Source organism: Paenibacillus sp. V4I5 (assembly GCF_030817255.1).
In the GTDB taxonomy this organism is placed as follows: domain Bacteria; phylum Bacillota; class Bacilli; order Paenibacillales; family NBRC-103111; genus Paenibacillus_E.
The window spans coordinates 448,546-465,946 of the sequence record NZ_JAUSZB010000002.1; the positions used below are offsets into that span (position 1 = coordinate 448,546).

Here is a 17,401-nt window from a genome sequence, read left to right on the forward strand (position 1 = left end):
GGAGTCTACTATTCGAGGGTGAAATTCGTTACAATGATCATAAGACATAGAAGGAACCGGGGGCAAAAATGAAGCTCATTTATCGCATATCGTTTCAGCAAAGAGTTTGGATCGGATTCATTTTTGTCGTCACCGTAGTGGTAGCCGCTACGGGTTTGCTGTCTTATCGTATCGCGGCGAATATCTCCGAGAGCAACGCCTATAAGCTGAGCCAGGATACCTTGAATAAGACGTCTCAAGCACTGGATGAGAAGTTGGGGAAGGTTCGCACCTCCATTTTTTCCATGATCATGAATCCCGATTACCAGAAAGCGGTGGGGTTTAACGCCAATTCAATACAGGATGCCAATTATTATACGTATTTATCGAGCATGCAGGACGTCTATGTTCAACTGCGAACAATCGAGCCTATGATCGTATCCGCGCTGGTAGCGACTCCGAACGGCAATTATTATCAAATTACGCAGGCCTTGAAGCCGAAGTACTCGTTCTATCAGTCTGACCTGTATCAGCGCATCATGGCACAAAAGGGGAAACATCGAGAGGTTTGGGTCGAAGGGCATGAGGACGCCATTTTTGAAGGTGGCAAACGATTTATCACCTTTGTGACAGAAGGTATTTTGAATGATGTGTCTCGCGAGGTTTTCGTGGTAGCGAACATCAAGGAAGATGAATTGAAGAGGTTCGTCTATACCAATTTAAATTGGCGTGACGGCAGCTATATGTTGGTGAATCAGCAAGGCTTGGATGTATTTCAGTCGGATGCGGATGCCAATTTTTCGCAGAAATTAAAAGCGGACCCCCATTTTATTCAGGCGCTTCAGCAACAGGACGGCTTTTTTGAGTATGAAGCGAATCGTCAACACTACATGATTAATTTTACTAAGCTTAAAGTTGCCGGCGATTGGACACTCTTCAGTATTCTCCCAAAATCGCAGCTTTTCGAACAACTGGAAAGCCTGAAATGGACGATCATGACGATTATTATCTCCTGCCTGCTGATCGGATTTATTTTTGCAAGGTTCATGACCAGGTTCCTAATGAAGCCTCTTTTGAATTTGCAGCATGTCATGCTAAAGGTGGAAAATAATGATTGGAGCGTCCGGTTTCAAAGTGATTATGTGGATGAAATTACACAGGTCGGCTTTCGCTTCAATCGGATGCTGGATGAAATCAACCGCTTGTTTCAGGAGGTTTCCGTTGCCGAAAAAGAGAAGCATATTTCTGAAATGAAAGCCCTGCAGGCGCAAATCGCTCCTCATTTTTTATACAACACATTAAATACGATTTATTGGAAAAGTCAGCTTGAGCAATCTGAGGCTGTTCAAAAAATGGTGCTGGACTTGTCTAAGTTATTTCAACTCGGACTGAATAAAGGGGGGGAACTTACGACGTTAAAGAACGAGCTGCAGCATATGGAGCACTATTTACTGATCCAGCAGGAGTGCTATGAGAACTTATTCGATTATTTTATTGAGCTCGATGAGGGCATCGACGTTCAGCAACCGATTGTAAAAATCATTATTCAGCCATTGGTTGAAAATGCGATATTACATGGATTTAAAAATCGCCATGTAGGCGGAGAGATCAAAATTGCGATCAAGCAATCCGAACGTTATTTAATTCTGACCGTTGAGGATAACGGCGAGGGGATGGTTGTCGGTGCATCGGGTGTCCAACGGGAGCAAAGTGCAAATTCGTCGGGCTATGCGCTCTTTAATATTCAGCGAAGATTGGAACTTCATTATGGTAGTGAGGCTACAGTGAAAGTGGAGAGCGAGATCGGGGCGTTTACAAGAATTACGCTTATGATTCCTCGCATCGGAGGAAATTTGGATGAAATTTGAACGGCGTCTTCATCTATGTAGATTTAATCCATCCCCAACTATAAAGCCGGGAATCCTTAGTAAATAAGGGTTTCTAGCTTATTTTTTTTATCACTAGTAAAATTTCAATACATAAGTTTATAATAGCCTCAATTTATTTTGGAATCGATAGGATTGCAGGAATCGGTAATAAAATGTCAAGGGGGACTACTATGAATCTAACGAGACATCCGTGGAAAAAAATACGCTAAGAAGACTGATTCTCTCGTTTATTTGCATTCTTCTACCGCTCTATATCCTCAGCATGATCATTTACAATTGGGGGATCCGTACGTTACAAGACGAAATATCCAAATCCATGATCTTGCAAGTATCCCAATATTTTAGCGGGTTGGAGGAGGAGTTCAGACGAATTCAAACGTTGCAGTACGATGTCTTAAGCGACGACAATTTAAACGCGCTCGGAGCTATTCCTGATTCATTGAATGATATCGAGAAAATGCAAAGCATTCTAAAACTCCAGCAGCGGCTCAATGCCATTCGAAACAGCTCTACGTACATTAAGGATGTGTGCGCTTACATACTGTCCGGCGACATAAACATAGGTGCTTTGAGATCCCCATAAATTGGGGATTTTTTATTTGAAAGCGCATATGTTTGTGTCGCGAAGCCACGACACAAACATATGCGCATAATCACGGGTTCATTGGGAGCAGTTGTTAATGATTTATATTTTTAGTCTGTTCGCTCCGCTAACGGGCAGCATAGTTCAATAAAGTGGTTTTATATTCTCGAAAATAGGACAAAACTTGAAGTAGTTCATGTATCAGAAGGAGAAAGTAAAAAAAGATGGATTTCAAAGTAGGAGAATCATTAACATTCGAAAGCATTAGAGTAAAAGTAGTTGAAATCAAAGATAAATCAATTGTTTTTGAGGTCTTATCTACAGGCAATGAGGAAGATGAAGGTGACTTAATGGAAGTTCCAATGTCGTATATAGAAGAGAACAAACACAAAGTAATAAGATGAGGTACCTTGTTAAACTGCACTTATTTCACATTTTCTTTGAGTGGTAATAATAACAAGAAAAGTAAATTCGGGGTGAAGAATTTATGCAATTTATCAATGAATATGTAAAATTGAGGATACCTTTGCGCCAAGGAAGCGGATCGAGGAACTTGAAGCATAGGTGTACGTTCACGAACCAAACTAAACGCAATTATAACAAAAGATGTTACCTTATATTTTTTGTATCATTATTTTGGAATCGAATAACTAACCAATGTAAGAAAACTTAACATTAAATTAATGTAATAGTCTGATTATTCTGATATAATGATAGTAATATAAACAATAGATTAGGGTGATTCCTTTTGTACTATTGTATATCCTGTGAAGAAACTCATAAATTGTCGGACTGTAATGGGGAAGTTTTCAAAACTGGTTTTATGTTCTTCGGAGGTAAGAAAATTCCATTAGGATACTGCTGTTCATCAAAGCAAACAGCCATCATAGTTGTTGAAGAAGCTAAAATAGAAATAGATACCAATATTGCTATTTGATAATAAATAAGTTAATAGTCAGCTGATCCACAGACGTTTGAAGAAAATAACTAGAACTTCAAACTATTTTAAGAGAGCACATGGCTTGTGTGTAACAATATATAAAACACTTCACCGTACTGTACGGTGAACATAAATAGGTTACAATAAAGCCCTTGGTACTCAGGGCTTTATTTTGTTTGCAACCACTTTTGCTTCACAAAAGGGGAATGCAAACCGGTTTTGCTTCCATGCCTGAAAGGTGAAGGGCTTGCTCTTTGGAAAACTTTTGGATGAAAATGGACTAAACCTTTAAGATTTTGCCAATCTTAGCAAACCCTCATTATCGATTTTCTTGTAATTAGTTCAAGAGTAAGATTTACTACTCTTGTAGATCCATTGTGGAGTCCTTTGACCTATTGATGGGGATGACGCAATGTATTCTCGAAAGGATGGATAGGCCCTATTGGATTCACACTGGTAAGTAATACAAAAAAACTACCCGAAGGTAGGTAACTCTACAATTTCTTAAAGTTAAGAACAAGTCCACCAGTGCCTTCTAGACTCACAACCCATTTTAATGCGTTGCCTGATCCTATTTTTGCACTTACAGATACTTGAAGATTGTTTAATTCAAAGTTGGTAAACTTGGCTGCGATTTTTTCAACGATTTCTTGAGTAAAGGGAACAAGTTCTTCATTGGTGTCGTCTTCTGTTAAGTCGTCGAGTGTATTAAAGGATTTTTCAACAGATTCTTTTTTGACTGGAATATAGAGCTGGATGTCATCTGGCATAATATCATCATCTCCCTATAATTAATAGGAAAATTATACCATTATGTAGTTTTGAAGTCAGTAATTAAATGTAATTCTTGCATGAACGGAGCCTAGAAATAGGCTCTTTTTGAGCAAAAAAAGGAGATTCAAGAGGGCAGAATACTTATAACGAAAAAATACTACCTACGTGTTTGATTTGAGGGTTAAAATTGTCTGAACACATAAAATTATTGGAGGCACATATGCGAGATATAGATTACAGCAATTATTTCTGGCAGGATGAAGCAATAAGATTGCGTGCAATACAACCAGAAGATTGGGAGAATCACTATATCAACCGTTTTGATACTCCTGCACGGCGCCTTTTAGAGTGTGCGGTTGAATTGCCTCCTACAGTTACAGAGGCAAAATCATTTGCAGAATCATTTTCTGACTTCTCATCGAATCGTCTTATGTTTACTATCGAAAACTTGAACGGTGAAAATGTCGGCGGGATCAACCTAAACAGCATCGACGAAAAAAACGGAACGTTTAGCATCGGTATTCAAATTGACAGAGACCACCGCGGCAAGGGTTACGGCACAAGGGCAGTAAACATACTTTTAAAGTACGCTTTCTTTGAACGTAGACTAAATAAGTTCAATGATTACGTACTTGAAGGAAACGAAGCATCCACTGCAATGATGAGAAAGGTCGGATGCGTTCAAGAGGGGGTTCGTCGCCAGGTATTCTATACTAATGGACGATATTTTGATTCCATTTTGTTTGGGCTAACCAAGGATGAATATGTTGAGCATCTCTCAAAGATCAACTAACGGAGAAACTATAGCTCAATCACAACACGACGGCAGCCGGCACTGATATGCCGTTGTTCGTTGAACTAAAGGGCAGGAATATGTCTGTTGTAGATTACAAACATATTAAGGATTATGAGTTGCCTCCACATTATAAGCACATAATCATTGGACTTAACTAACGCAGAAAGATAGTGGAGAAGCTCATTCAAAGAGGCTTCTCCTTTGTTTGTTGAATTAATGGGAGTTTACTCCAACGCTTTAGTATTTTAGAATTAGATTGAAATAGGTCAAGAAAGGGGTAGAGCCTTGTACCGAGTTGATGTTGCCTATGCTTTGATTACAAATGAAGAGAAAGATAAAGTTTTAATTGTTAGAAATATACATACTTCGAGTTGGTCGTTACCAGGTGGATCTGTAGAGATTGAAGAATCGTGGTCTTCAGCAGCTGTTAGGGAAACCAAAGAAGAAACAGGTTTTGAAGTTGAATTATTGGGTATTTGTGCAGTAAACGAATGCTTTTTTGAAGAAAAAAATGAACACGTAGTATTTGTAACATTTAAAGCAAAGACAGTAAAAACAGATATTATGATTACACGACCTCATGAAATAGCTGAAGTAATGTGGGTAGATCTTGATGAGGCTAATCATAAAATGCCTTACTATAAATGTGGATTAAAGAAACTGATTGAATCAGATGTAATTCCTTATGATTTTCAAGGCAAACAAACCTTACGAACATACAACTCGTTAAGCTAACGAAAAACGATAGCTTAATAACAAGATCTAGCAGGCTACCGGTGATGAATTCGGTGGCCTATTCCGCTCCCTCAGAGAATAGTTTAATCAATTATTGGGTACTCTTTAGGGTAAAAAACTTCAAATATCAGGTGTAATCAGAGAATAAGTTTTTAATAATTTTGAAGGAGAGTTTGATTTAGATGAACAACCTTAAGTTTTTTGTTTATCAAGTTTTACTTTCATTTCTCGGTATTTCAGTTGATATTCTGTTTAGAGAATTTATATATGATTCGTCCTTTTTTAATAATAGATATATTCCAGCACTAATTGAGACATTAATAAATGGTGTCTTACTATATTTTACGTTTAAATTATATTCTTCTTTAAAAACAACTAAATTACGATACAAGATTTTAATACATATTGCTGCTTTTATTTTAGGAGCAATATTGGTGGGGTTAACGGGGAGTTTTGTGGACATGTAAAGGTGGGTGTTTTTATTTCGTTGAACTAACGGAAACTATAGTTGAATAAACATCAATGGACGAAGCTGCCGGCACGATCGGCAGCTTCGTTACGTTAACGGGCAGATTAATTCAAATAAATCATTTTCCTTAAAGTGGGAAAATGTTAAGCTCAAGGAAAGAAATTGTGGGGAGACATTGAATTTATGAATATTAATGAAATCAGAGATTTAGTCAAAAGAAGATACCCCCTCTGGAATATATACTTAAGCCAATCTGGAGTGGCAATCTGGATAAATATGAATGATGGGTACAATTCATTTATATTACAAGTAACCCCAAAAGATGGGGTAGGAATATCAAAATGGAAGGAATCAGAGGGCTTAGACTTCAGTGGTCACGATGAATCATTTAACAGTCTAAATGAAGCATTGGATTATATGGATTCAAAGATATCTCAGAAATGAGGATGTAGACCAGCATTGAGCTAATGGTGAACGATAGCTGAATAGAGACACCGCGGCAGCCGGCAATCGGCTGCCGTTTTCCGTTGAAATAACGGGCATTTTTACGCAATAGTTCAAAATTATATACGTAACTTTATTGGTTCTGTACGTCTATATATGTATAATAATGGAAGTTACCTCGGTTCTAAATTTATAATTGGAAGGGAATGGAAAAATGATAAAAAGTAAACTCTTATCTTTACTCATTATATTGGTGCTTTCAGGTTGTCAAAATGATGAAATATCTGTTGCTCAGTTAGATAATATTAAATTAGAAATAGTTAATAAAACAAATCAGCCAGAAGGCGTTAGTTATTCCATAAAGCTAACAAATGAATCAGGACACGTAATTAAACAAAATAACATATATTTGAGTTTCCCTTTAAAGACTCAGGATAATGGAATATTAGGAAATACATTTAAAATTGAAGCAACTGGAAACAAGCTAAACATAAAGGACAATGAGGAATTAATAGTTAATGTTTTTGCTCTAAAAAAAGGGTATGAAGGCAATAGTAATTTGGATTTAGATCAACCTTATGTGGAAATTAAAGGATATATTGATGAAATGAAAGGTGAGAATATGTTTCATACTGGACATGGTACTTAAACAAAGGGTTCATTGAACTAACGACGGCAACTGTCACACAATCGGCAGCCGATGTCCTTTGATACTCCTGTTTATTTCTAAAGGAAGTGAAAAATGAAACTGCCTTATAAAGTTGGATATTTACTAACAGTATTCTGGTTTTTCTTGGTTGCTTACGGATTTAATAAATTTGATTCAGATAATGAAAGTAAAAAGGTTGAATTTGTTTTGTTTTCTGCTTTTGCTGGGCTAATTTTATTCCCAATTTATTTCATTATCGTTTATTTATATTACCGTTTATTCAAGCGAACACCATGAATCAAGAATGCTCAAGTCGTTCAACTAACGAAGAACGATAGCTCAATAAAACAGTGGTAGTCTAGGACTTTATTTTCTCGTCCAAGGCTGCCGCTGTTTCTTTTATTGGGGTCAGTCTAAAACTTATTTTACGAAGGCTGCCGATTTTGTAATTCTAAAACCCGCGTGGGATCAGCAACTCCAGTCTAAAACTTTATTTTCAACGAACAGCAAGACAGTTTAGGATGAGAGGGCTGGCAAGTAGCTCTCTTTTCTATTGTGTGCATAGATAGGTAAATTATGGTAATAATGACCTTTGTGTAAATTTGATATGACAAGGGGAACTTCTATGCACTTTGTAATAGGTTTCATCATCATTGGGGCAGCTTATCGGTGGGGGGATTGGCGGAACTGGAAGAAGTATCATTCGACCATGATGTACTTTGCGCTGGGGAACTTACTGTACCACTATCTCTGTGCCAACCATCTGTTATGGCAGTTAATGCCTGACTTTTCCCTTAGTCATAGTATAACCGAAATGATCTATACCTTTATTGTTTTCCCGGCTACAGCGCTGCTATTCCTAACGAACTATCCAGAGGGTCGGATGAAGGTCGTCTTTCACTATATCCAATGGGTACTCATTTACGGCGGTACAGAATACGTTTTGCATATGTTCGGGCGAATTCAGTATCAATATGGCTGGGGGTTTTGGTGGTCCTTGTTATTTGACTGCACGATGTTTCCTATGTTGAGACTTTTCTCGGTGAAGCCCCTGCTGGCGTATTTAGCTTCAGCTGTGCTTACGGTCTTCTGGGTGGTGCTGTTCAAGGTTCCGGTGAATGTGCCAATTGAGCTTAGGGGATCGTAGCGCCCTATAGCTGATCTAGATGCAAAAAGTGCATGTCATTTTTAAGGAATTGATGGCAGAAGGCAGTTGTTCTGCACAACATGCAGGTCATTTGAGCGATATGGCTTGGAATCGGGGTGAAATGAGGTAATTACCTGTAGGAAATGCAGGTTGTGATTTATGCGAAGGATGTCCTGGTCTAATGACTAGGCTTTTTTTCTATTTGATATCCAATTCCTTTGTCAAATTAGGTGACATTTAATAACTTTCCACCTCAAAACTGAACCCTTAATACACTACCCTTATGGTTATGGAGTCGTGTTGTTTTTCCTCCGCTACAATTAACGATTGTCACTAAGCTCCCTCAGAGAATAAGGTTTTTCTCACGAATTCTCGCTCATTCGCAGGATTTCAATATGCATGTTAAATAGGAGTTCAGGTGTTTGGGTAGTGTGTGGCAGGCAGTTCCGTTAGAGAGCATGCGGGAACAGAAGGTGCTGATTATTTTTACAACATCTTCCATGAAAAAGTTATACTGCACGCTTCTCTCCACAAGGTCCTTGGGGATTCACTCTCCCAAATCTCGACGGGTCTATGCCCTCACATTCCTTCGTCCTATCTTCCCAAGGTGTGGAGTCCGATCAACGTTAACGGAACGGGTCTATGCCCTAAAGCTGAAAAATCTCGGTACTCGGTGCTTTCTTTGTTAGATCCTGCGAATGAGCCAATCTACGTGTCAGGGTTACGATTCGCTTTTTATGCTGCTAATGGTAGCTGGGCCTTATCCATGGAGAATGATTGTCCTTCTCTTGCCATGGCTACAAGCATACGGGCTAGTTTCCCAATCAGCTTCATCATGGACTGCATTTTCGTCATTCGTTTCACTTCGGTATTATGCGCATGCAAGGCTTGGAACGCTTCATTGAAAGATAACAGGTGAAACACAGTGAAGTAGAGATGCTTGCGCAGTAGTGAGTTGCCTCGTTTGGTGAGCTTGATTTGCCCCTTATACTTGCCTGAACTTCGTTCTGCTAAGTTCAATCCTGCCTTGCGCAATAATTGATTTCCGCGAGACAGCTTACGTAAATCCCCGCCAAATGCCAATATGGCAGCCGTTGCAGGAACGGAAGCACCGACTGATCGAACGAGATCTGAACAAGGAATTTCAGGCAGTACCTTTTCAATCATCTCGTCCGCTTCATCAATGATTCGGCAGATTCTTTCATACTCTTCGATGAGGTGCCTCAGCTCCCATTTGTCTTCTTCAAGGGCAGTAGTGTCTCCCACGCTATGTCTAGCGAGTGATTGAAGTTCCATCGCCTTGTTCTTACCTCGCACCCCGTCAGGTCTGGCCATATACTCACCCCAGATCTGTACCATTTGCTCCGGAGTTAGCTGCAATAGGTCAGAAGGGGCTGGGAACCGGCGCAAAGTGGCCAAGGAACGATCGCTAAAAATATCATCAAATGCTTGTCTGTATTCTGGAAACCGGATATCGAGCCAGCGGTGGATTCTATTCTTAATCCGTCCTGATTTAACAACCCAGTGCTCTCTGTTTGTAACCATAACCCGTAAGCGGCGGAATGCTTCATCCTTTGGAGAGAAGGGCGTGTAGAACCCACGACTCACCGCATCGGCGATGACCAGAGCATCTTTTGGGTCGTTCTTGGAAGGTGAGTTATCTCTGTTTTCCTTATTGCGTTTGGTTGTCATTGGATTGACAAGAGCCACATCAATTCCTTGACCCACCAACCAGTTGGCAATATTGAACCAGTAGTGACCGGTGCTCTCCATTCCTACAACGAGGTCATTCATGCCGTGCATCTTCTGTATTTCCGAATACTGTGTTCTAAATGCTCAAAGCCAGCTAGGTCATTCGAAAATAGAATAGGCCGCTTAGTGAGGACAATACCTCGAAAATTAATGGCTTGTGCGGCGTGCTTCTCCTTGGCAATGTCGATGCCTATGACCAGAGTGGTAGTGGAGATTCGTTCTACGCGTTGATTTTGAGACTTAATTGGATTAGACTTCATGATAACGCCTCCTAAGGTGAGTTCTGAGGGCTGCAACCCAGTTCATACTCATCCTAGCGAGGCGTCCTTTTTTCTGCAAGTTCAATCTACTAACACCTACAGGAATGTTAACGGGCAGGATAATGTAAAAAGGAATATGGAAAATCATAGAGAATTGGTATTACTATCGCAATTAGTTCGAGGTTAAGAGGGAGATTAGTAGTTATGATTAAGGCAATAATATTTGATTTTGATGGCCTTATTTTTGATACAGAAACCCCTGAGTTTAGAGCATTTCAAGAGATATATGAGGAGCATGGATTAGAATTGAAAATTGAGATGTGGGGCCAATGGGTAGGAACAGATAGCAGTAGATTTAATCCTTATGATTATCTTGATGAATGTGTTGGTAAACCATTGAACCGAGAGGAAATTCGCTCTTTGAGAAGAGAGAAGTATGGGAACTTGATAATTAAAGAAAAAATAAGACCTGGAGTAGAGGAATATTTGAAAGTTGCTAAGGATTTAGGATTAAAAATAGGGTTAGCTTCAAGCTCGACCAAGGATTGGGTTACCGAACATTTAAAGAGTTTAAATGTAGTTGAATACTTTGATTGTATTCGTGTTCGTGATGATGTTAAAAAAGTAAAACCTGATCCAGAACTGTACCTTCAGGTTTTAAATTACTTTGGTATCGAGCCTAAAGAGGCAATTGCTTTCGAGGATTCTCCAAATGGTGCTCGAGCTGCAAAGCAAGCTGGGATGCACTGTATTGTAATTCCCAACGATATTACGAAAGAATTAAAATTCGATGATGTAGACATAGATTTAAGATTGATATCAATGAAACAAATGAGTTTAAAATCACTAATTGAACAATTCAACTAACGGCGAACGATAGCTTCATAACAAGATCTAGCAGGCTGCCGGAGATAAATTCGGTGGCCTATTCCGCTAACTAAACGGGCAGTAATGGTTAATCTTACGTTCCAAAAATAACCAAATTTATGGTATGTTGATTTATATAGGTACAAGTACAAAACTAACGTAAAATATTTAGAGCAGTACATAAGTTGGAGAGAAGACACCAAAAGGAGGTATTTTTGTGGATGAAACCTTTATCATTGCTTATGAAGAACGACTTCGGACAGCAATGCTATCCAGTGATGTGGAACTTTTAGATGAACTGATTGCTGACGACCTTATCTTTGTAAATCATTTAGGACAAGTTTTATCAAAAGAAATGGATATTGAAGCACATCGTTCAGGAAACTTGAAAATGACTGGAATTGATATTTTGGATCAAAGAATTAGACTTCTGGATAGGGTAGCCGTAACCATTACAAGAGTCAATCTAAGCGGTATTTTCGGGACTCCATTTGAAGGTGAGTTTTGGTACACTCGTGTTTGGCAGAATCGTACTGGGACATGGCAAATCGTCTCAGGTCATTGTTGTTCGGTAACGTGATACAATACTATGCTCAACACAAAATTGTTGGACGGTGAACGTTAGTTCAATCACGACATGACGGCAGCCGGCCAAGCGATCGGCTGCCGTCGTTGCGCTAACGGGCAGATTTCTTTAGTTACAACATTGACGTTCGGGAAAATACAAGCTCTATTGCGATGCCCAATCGATACTTTCTTATCTAATCAAAACTTTCCCTATCCCCTTGGTAAGGCAGCATGTTACCATATTACTGTTGTCCGAAAATTTACCAGTACCGGGGGTTTCTTAATATATGAGCATCAACTTACAAGATTGGATTCAGGAAGCCGATTTGGTGAGCATGCAAAAGGCAATGACTTTGGGTGAATGTACATCCGAAGCCCTCGTTCTTGCATATATCGAACGCATTCATAGGTATAATCCTTTGATTAATGCCGTATTAGAGATCAATCCAGATGCGCTTGAAATCGCAAGGAATCTTGACCTTGAGCGAAATACAACAGGTAGTAGGGGCCCGCTGCACGGAATTCCAATCCTGCTCAAGGATAACATCGATACGCACGACCGGATGCATACGAGCGCTGGTTCAATCGCATTGGCTGAGTCGTTTGCTCATGAAGATTCGTTCATAGCCGCAAAGCTCCGCGCTGCCGGCGCAGTTCTTCTAGGTAAGGCAAATATGACCGAGTGGTCGAATTTTATGTCCAACCGTATGCCAGCTGGATACAGTTCCAGAGGCGGATATGTAATGAATCCATATGGACCTGGCAAGCTCTTCGTGAGCGGGTCAAGTTCAGGATCGGCTGCAGCCGTAGCGGCAAACCTGGCAGCAGTAGCGATCGGAACAGAAACCGCAGGTTCGATTATTGGGCCGGCCAGCCAACATTTTCTCGTCGGAATAAAGCCAACTGTAGGGCTTGCGAGCCGCAGCGGTATTATCCCGATCTCCATAAGTCAGGATACACCAGGACCAATTTCCAGAACTGTCACTGATGCAGCGACTCTACTCGGGGCAATCGTCGGGATTGACGAAAACGATAAGGCAACATGGACTAGCCCACATCGTACTTTTCATGACTACACAACTTATCTCGATCGAGACTTTCTGCGTAAAGCTCGTGTTGGGATTCCCAGACATTACTATCGGTCATTGGATGAAGAAAGACTTTCCATCATGGAATCCGCCATCGATGTTCTGCGTGAGCAAGGTGCTACAGTTATCGATCCTGTGGACCTCCATTTGGAACAGCATCCATGGAACAATGATGTTATCTGCTATGAATTCAAAACAGGCCTGAATCGCTATTTATTGAAGTTGAACTCGGATATGCCCGTGCATTCTCTTCAAGAACTGATTGCTTATAATCAGAAACACGTTGCTTCCGCATTGAGGTTTGGCCAAGACAATCTGATTCGCTCGGAACAAAATGCGCTAAACGAGGCAACCTATCAACTTAAACGTCAAGAATATAACCATCCGGCTGTAACGCAAGGGATTGACTATGCACTCGATCAACACGGCTTAGATGCATTAATGTTACCCGGTGACATTGATGGCATGTACATTGCTGCCAGGTTAGGGTATCCCCTTATTACGGTGCCCGCCGGCTATTCAGCAAAAGGAACAATTGATGCGGATGGCGATTCGACGCAGGGTCCATTTGGTGTTGTCTTTTCCGGGAGGGCTTTCAGTGAGCCCACGCTAATCAGCATCGCCTATAGTTTTGAGCAGGCAACACTTTTCCGTCGTCCGCCAGATCAGGGCGAATTGATATAATTACTTTTCCCAATGAAACCATTAGAATTAACAACTACGTACTGACCATGTCAGTGCATTGGACTTAACCATAATGATTACGCTAACGGGTAACTATAGTTGAATGAACACTCAGGACAAGGTTGCCGGCATGATCGGCAGCCTTTATTACGTTAAATAGCAGAATAGTTAAGCAAGGGAACTTCCTTTATTTGTAAACGTATGAACAAATGAGGAGGAGAAAACTTATGAAAAAATTGATTTTATTATTTATGGTCATGACATTTTTGATTGCTGGTTGTTCGTTTGGAACGCCTACACTTAAACAATCGACAGGGTCACAGATACTCGTAATCGAAAAGGATTATTCCGATGATTATAAAGAGTCGTGGATTGTGGCTTACGACCCTAACAATTCAAACAAAGAAAAAGCCATAAAAATTATGGTTGAAGAACCAATGGTTTGGAATTTAATTGAAGTTGATAAAACATATATGGCTTCTTATAGCAAAAACGGTGATAAACCGTGGATATTAGAGCAAATTGAACACGTTGGGGATGACAAGACGTTGAGATAAAACTACCCCTTTCTGATGATTTTTTACTATACTAACGGGAATCGAAACCGCAACTTTCCAACTGTTGGAAACGTAATGATGGTATCATTCCTGCTCAATTAGCGAAAGGGTGGTTCTGTCTATGGTGGTTTTTCTTTTTAGCGCAGTATACCTTGTACCGATATTTAGTTTTCTCTTTGTATTTAATTTATGAAAGCAATAGAAAAAATTGTTTAATAAACAAAGTTACGGTACAGAGATGTTTTGGGGCGGGGTATTTTTCGCTTTAGCCATGTGGTCTATTAGCGCATCAGCGTCTATGCACTAACGGGAGACGATAGCTCAGAAAAATAACTAATACGCGGCTGCCGGCATGGATCGGAAGCCGCGTTGTGCTAACGGGCAGTAGAGCGGGGATTAAATAGCTATATCCAAAACTTACCTAAGGTTCCTTTCAATTTATGTTACCATTACAAAGATAGGTGTATGTATAGGGGGATTGAGGGATGAACGTATTTGATGTTGCCGATATACTTGTTAATCATATTAAGGCAAATTATTCTGAAGACATCGCAATCGTTGCTTATTACGGTTCATATGCGCAAGGAACTGCTAATAAGCGTTCCGATTTGGATTTCTTTTTTATTCCAGCAACACCTAAAGGCTTACAGGCAAGTATTCAATTTATTATTAGAGATATAAGCTTTGATTTTTGGCCAATTAGTTGGGAACGGGCAGAAAGAATGGCCTTGTTTCAAGAATCCCAAACCACGATTATTGCCGATTGCAAACTGTTGTATGTTCGCTCAGCCGAAGATAGCGAACGATTCATGAAGCTACGGGAAACGATTTCCGTTCAGCAGGAATCCGGGAATAGGCGAAAACTTGTGGAGAAGTCAGAATTAGAATTACGCAATGTCTATGTGCACTTATATAAGTTGAGCCGTGCTAGCGATTCGTTAAATCTTACATTTTACCGAATAGAAAGCCACGCGGTTTTGACGAAAGTGTTGCATAGTCTTGCTCTATTAAATCAGACCTATTTCACCAAAGGCTTCGGTAAAAATAAGGACCAAATTGTACATCTTCCAATAAGACCGGATCGATTGGAATCCTATATGAACACCATTATGCATAGTTACATAGCGGCAGACATCCTTCAGGCTTGTGAACACCTGACAGCCGATACACTTGAGTTGGTATTAGCTCAAAAGGAACAGCTATCTAACGCTCCTTCTTTCCCGGATAGAATAAAAGGCTTTTACGAGGAAGAAAAGGGGATCTTAGACAAAGTAGCAACGGCTTGTGAAATGAATGATTATGATACGGCTTATTTCTATGCGGTACACGCCCAAGAAGAAATCGCACGTTTTTTGTATTTCGCGGAAAAGGGATATTGGCCTGGAGAATTGATGATTAATTCAGCATATCAGTCGATATATGAGCAGGCGGGGCTGCCAGCACTTGTGTCACTCTTAGATTCAAAAAATTTATCCCAGCTACAAGCAGGAGTGGAGCTATTGAGCTCTCTTTTAGAGAGCCACCTCAAATTTAAAGGAGTCGAAATTAATCGGTTCCAGGACATAGAACAATTTGAAGTGTTTCTTAGAGAAAATACGGCTAGTTCATTGAGCTAACGGAGAACGATAGTTGAAGGGAACATATAGATTAACATAGCCAAAAAGAAAAGGAACACCTGTGAGATAAGCACACCGATACGCAGATTCAATAAACCCTTGAGAGTTATAACCAAAAGCCTGGTCATTTGACCAGGTTCTTTTTCCTGTAAAAAAGGAATTTGACAGCACGATTGACAGGCTTTCCGTCAACAAATGAAAAAGGAGATGCCACATAGCATGCTCTTCATATGTTTGTGTTAGCCTAAAAATTGATTTGCAAAAAGTTAAACTTATGCGCGCTAAACACCGCAGTTATGATATTGATACGCTAAAAGACATCATTTACCTAATGTAAAATTCACGATATATTTGGAATTTTCTAGGTTTTATTACTCTTTTTCGAGTAGTATAAGAAAGGAGGGGATTTTATGAATAAAGTTGCACATATAATGATTTTCTTAGCTTTCGTTCTGTTAACGGGGTGTAGTGAAAAACAACCTATTACGGATGAACTGACAAAGTACGATTTGCCAATTACCGAAAAGCTCGATTCCAATCAGATCATACATGTCATAAAGAGTGATGGCATGTACCGTTCTGAACAGTATAGCGGCAATTCACAGTTGGTGATTGACCGAGGTTTTTACGATACCAAAGAAATCAACAGAGGTGACGTCGTTTATTTTGATACAAAGGCAAGTGATGAACAAATCAAAAATGGTAACCAAACGCAATACGATGTTGCAAGAGTCATTGGACTTCCTGGTGAAATGGTTACCATACAGAAAGGTCAAGTATTTATCAATAATCGTAAACTAGATACATTCTACGGGAAAGAATATTTCACAAGTGGTTTTATCAACGGGACTGAAAAGGCACATTCCATAGATGAAGTAAAACTCACAGATGGTCAATATTTTCTTGTTGGTGATGTTTGGTGGAGAAGTAGCTTTAATGAACATGTATCCAAAGATAGAATCAAAGGGAAAATCGTGGGGTGGATGAAGAAGAAATAAAAGAAAAAAATTCTTTAGCTGGGAAGGAGCTTACAGCCTATGGACTATCCATTCAAACAACTATTTATGAGAAAAATCATAAGTGCGGCAATAGCGACCTTCTTTTTCTCCATTATCTACGCTTGGTTGAAGCCTGATCTTTTTGGTGCCAAAAGTATATATTCCATTGGTGACCACTCACACGAAGCATTTGGCATGATCAACATCTATATGATGTATGCCGCACCCGCAATTTACATTTATGGAATTTCTACCTCACTGATCAGTGAACTGATCGCACGTGTTGTTACTCACCGCCAATGGTTGCGGCTGGCTGTCTCGACGATATTTCATTGCGGCTTCGGGCTTATTTTACTGTACATCAGCCTCTTAGCGTCCCTCCTTTTCTTACTTTGTGATACTATGCTTGCTATAAACATGAAGAAACCGCTCAATTTGAAAATAACCATCGCAAGCCCTCTTCTCCCACTATGCTTGTGGTTCATGAGCGTTGCTTATATTAATATTACAGGATAGAGAGCTGCTATTCAGTCTAAGTTTCGTTCGGATCGAGCAACTTTTTTGAAGGGCTGCCGCGTAGCAGCCCTTTGTTACGGGCAGATTTGTT

19 protein-coding genes and 1 pseudogene are annotated in these 17,401 nt (G+C 39.9%); 18 read left to right on the plus strand and 2 right to left on the minus strand.

What is annotated here, in order from left to right; translation table 11 throughout:
• Positions 1-68 precede the first annotated feature (68 nt).
• The 4 genes from QFZ78_RS03990 (at position 69) to QFZ78_RS38365 (ending at position 3,388) form a co-directional block, all read left to right on the plus strand.
• Positions 69-1,847, plus strand: coding sequence for a cache domain-containing sensor histidine kinase (locus QFZ78_RS03990; RefSeq protein ID WP_307545579.1), 1,779 nt, complete (start codon positions 69-71; stop codon positions 1,845-1,847).
• Between the two features lie 211 nt (positions 1,848-2,058).
• Positions 2,059-2,451 carry a hypothetical protein gene (locus tag QFZ78_RS03995; RefSeq protein ID WP_307545581.1) on the plus strand — a complete coding sequence of 131 codons (393 nt, stop codon included), beginning with the start codon at positions 2,059-2,061 and terminating at the stop codon, positions 2,449-2,451.
• A 224-nt stretch (positions 2,452-2,675) separates the two neighbouring features.
• Positions 2,676-2,855, plus strand: a complete 180-nt coding sequence (locus QFZ78_RS04000) for a hypothetical protein (RefSeq protein WP_307443650.1) — start codon at positions 2,676-2,678, stop codon at positions 2,853-2,855.
• 344 nt (positions 2,856-3,199) lie between these two features.
• Positions 3,200-3,388 (plus strand): DUF3973 domain-containing protein, encoded by a 189-nt coding sequence (locus QFZ78_RS38365; RefSeq protein WP_373460017.1) that lies wholly within the window; start codon positions 3,200-3,202, stop codon positions 3,386-3,388.
• Positions 3,389-3,885: 497 nt separating this feature from the next.
• Here the strand turns inward: QFZ78_RS38365 and QFZ78_RS04005 are convergent, their stop codons facing one another.
• Positions 3,886-4,161, minus strand: a complete 276-nt coding sequence (locus tag QFZ78_RS04005; RefSeq protein ID WP_307443648.1) for a hypothetical protein — start codon at positions 4,159-4,161, stop codon at positions 3,886-3,888.
• Between the two features lie 224 nt (positions 4,162-4,385).
• Here QFZ78_RS04005 and QFZ78_RS04010 point away from each other — a divergent pair, with 224 nt between their 5' ends.
• The 7 genes from QFZ78_RS04010 (at position 4,386) to QFZ78_RS04040 (ending at position 8,405) form a co-directional block, all read left to right on the plus strand.
• Positions 4,386-4,958: a GNAT family N-acetyltransferase gene (locus QFZ78_RS04010; protein WP_307443646.1), complete on the plus strand. Its 573-nt coding sequence runs from the start codon at positions 4,386-4,388 to the stop codon at positions 4,956-4,958.
• A gap of 288 nt (positions 4,959-5,246) precedes the next feature.
• On the plus strand, positions 5,247-5,696 hold the full coding sequence (locus QFZ78_RS04015; RefSeq protein WP_307545583.1) for an NUDIX hydrolase: 450 nt from the start codon (positions 5,247-5,249) through the stop codon (positions 5,694-5,696).
• A gap of 182 nt (positions 5,697-5,878) precedes the next feature.
• Entirely contained in the window at positions 5,879-6,163 is a 285-nt protein-coding gene (locus QFZ78_RS04020) for a hypothetical protein (protein ID WP_307545584.1), read from the plus strand.
• Between the two features lie 185 nt (positions 6,164-6,348).
• The gene (locus tag QFZ78_RS04025) at positions 6,349-6,609 is read left to right on the plus strand and encodes a hypothetical protein (protein WP_307545585.1); all 261 of its coding nucleotides are present in this window, start codon (positions 6,349-6,351) and stop codon (positions 6,607-6,609) included.
• 214 nt (positions 6,610-6,823) lie between these two features.
• Positions 6,824-7,258 (plus strand): hypothetical protein, encoded by a 435-nt coding sequence (locus QFZ78_RS04030; protein WP_307545587.1) that lies wholly within the window; start codon positions 6,824-6,826, stop codon positions 7,256-7,258.
• A gap of 93 nt (positions 7,259-7,351) precedes the next feature.
• Positions 7,352-7,555 (plus strand): hypothetical protein, encoded by a 204-nt coding sequence (locus QFZ78_RS04035; RefSeq protein ID WP_307545589.1) that lies wholly within the window; start codon positions 7,352-7,354, stop codon positions 7,553-7,555.
• Between the two features lie 328 nt (positions 7,556-7,883).
• Positions 7,884-8,405 carry a CBO0543 family protein gene (locus QFZ78_RS04040; protein ID WP_307545591.1) on the plus strand — a complete coding sequence of 174 codons (522 nt, stop codon included), beginning with the start codon at positions 7,884-7,886 and terminating at the stop codon, positions 8,403-8,405.
• Between the two features lie 735 nt (positions 8,406-9,140).
• On the opposite strand, the pseudogene QFZ78_RS04045 reads toward QFZ78_RS04040, so the two are convergent.
• Positions 9,141-10,417: pseudogene (locus tag QFZ78_RS04045) on the minus strand (IS110 family RNA-guided transposase).
• A gap of 204 nt (positions 10,418-10,621) precedes the next feature.
• Between QFZ78_RS04045 and QFZ78_RS04055 the strand changes: the two are divergent.
• From QFZ78_RS04055 to QFZ78_RS04085, 7 genes are all read left to right on the plus strand, one after another.
• Entirely contained in the window at positions 10,622-11,284 is a 663-nt protein-coding gene (locus QFZ78_RS04055; RefSeq protein WP_307545598.1) for an HAD family hydrolase, read from the plus strand.
• 217 nt (positions 11,285-11,501) lie between these two features.
• Entirely contained in the window at positions 11,502-11,864 is a 363-nt protein-coding gene (locus QFZ78_RS04060; protein ID WP_307545600.1) for a nuclear transport factor 2 family protein, read from the plus strand.
• A 274-nt stretch (positions 11,865-12,138) separates the two neighbouring features.
• Entirely contained in the window at positions 12,139-13,623 is a 1,485-nt protein-coding gene (locus QFZ78_RS04065; protein WP_307545602.1) for an amidase family protein, read from the plus strand.
• 227 nt (positions 13,624-13,850) lie between these two features.
• Complete coding sequence (locus QFZ78_RS04070; protein ID WP_307545604.1) at positions 13,851-14,180, plus strand: hypothetical protein; 330 nt, start codon at positions 13,851-13,853, stop codon at positions 14,178-14,180.
• A gap of 485 nt (positions 14,181-14,665) precedes the next feature.
• A complete protein-coding gene (locus QFZ78_RS04075) occupies positions 14,666-15,796 on the plus strand; it encodes a nucleotidyltransferase domain-containing protein (protein ID WP_307545606.1) in 1,131 nt (376 codons plus the stop codon).
• Between the two features lie 410 nt (positions 15,797-16,206).
• On the plus strand, positions 16,207-16,794 hold the full coding sequence (gene lepB, locus QFZ78_RS04080) for a signal peptidase I (protein WP_307545608.1): 588 nt from the start codon (positions 16,207-16,209) through the stop codon (positions 16,792-16,794).
• A 39-nt stretch (positions 16,795-16,833) separates the two neighbouring features.
• Positions 16,834-17,310 carry a hypothetical protein gene (locus QFZ78_RS04085; RefSeq protein WP_307545610.1) on the plus strand — a complete coding sequence of 159 codons (477 nt, stop codon included), beginning with the start codon at positions 16,834-16,836 and terminating at the stop codon, positions 17,308-17,310.
• Positions 17,311-17,401: the final 91 nt, after the last annotated feature.

Bases quoted from the DNA above. Each gene is read 5' to 3' on its own strand.
- QFZ78_RS04030 (WP_307545587.1), top strand. From the start codon at position 6,824: ATGATAAAAAGTAAACTCTTATCTTTACTCATTATATTGGTGCTTTCA.
- lepB (WP_307545608.1), top strand. From the start codon at position 16,207: ATGAATAAAGTTGCACATATAATGATTTTCTTAGCTTTCGTTCTGTTA.
- QFZ78_RS04055 (WP_307545598.1), top strand. From the start codon at position 10,622: ATGATTAAGGCAATAATATTTGATTTTGATGGCCTTATTTTTGATACA.
- QFZ78_RS04005 (WP_307443648.1), bottom strand. From the start codon at position 4,161: ATGCCAGATGACATCCAGCTCTATATTCCAGTCAAAAAAGAATCTGTT.
- QFZ78_RS04000 (WP_307443650.1), top strand. From the start codon at position 2,676: ATGGATTTCAAAGTAGGAGAATCATTAACATTCGAAAGCATTAGAGTA.
- QFZ78_RS04035 (WP_307545589.1), top strand. From the start codon at position 7,352: ATGAAACTGCCTTATAAAGTTGGATATTTACTAACAGTATTCTGGTTT.
- QFZ78_RS04010 (WP_307443646.1), top strand. From the start codon at position 4,386: ATGCGAGATATAGATTACAGCAATTATTTCTGGCAGGATGAAGCAATA.
- QFZ78_RS04075 (WP_307545606.1), top strand. From the start codon at position 14,666: ATGAACGTATTTGATGTTGCCGATATACTTGTTAATCATATTAAGGCA.
- QFZ78_RS04065 (WP_307545602.1), top strand. From the start codon at position 12,139: ATGAGCATCAACTTACAAGATTGGATTCAGGAAGCCGATTTGGTGAGC.
- QFZ78_RS03990 (WP_307545579.1), top strand. From the start codon at position 69: ATGAAGCTCATTTATCGCATATCGTTTCAGCAAAGAGTTTGGATCGGA.
- QFZ78_RS04085 (WP_307545610.1), top strand. From the start codon at position 16,834: ATGGACTATCCATTCAAACAACTATTTATGAGAAAAATCATAAGTGCG.
- QFZ78_RS04025 (WP_307545585.1), top strand. From the start codon at position 6,349: ATGAATATTAATGAAATCAGAGATTTAGTCAAAAGAAGATACCCCCTC.
- QFZ78_RS04040 (WP_307545591.1), top strand. From the start codon at position 7,884: ATGCACTTTGTAATAGGTTTCATCATCATTGGGGCAGCTTATCGGTGG.
- QFZ78_RS04020 (WP_307545584.1), top strand. From the start codon at position 5,879: ATGAACAACCTTAAGTTTTTTGTTTATCAAGTTTTACTTTCATTTCTC.
- QFZ78_RS04070 (WP_307545604.1), top strand. From the start codon at position 13,851: ATGAAAAAATTGATTTTATTATTTATGGTCATGACATTTTTGATTGCT.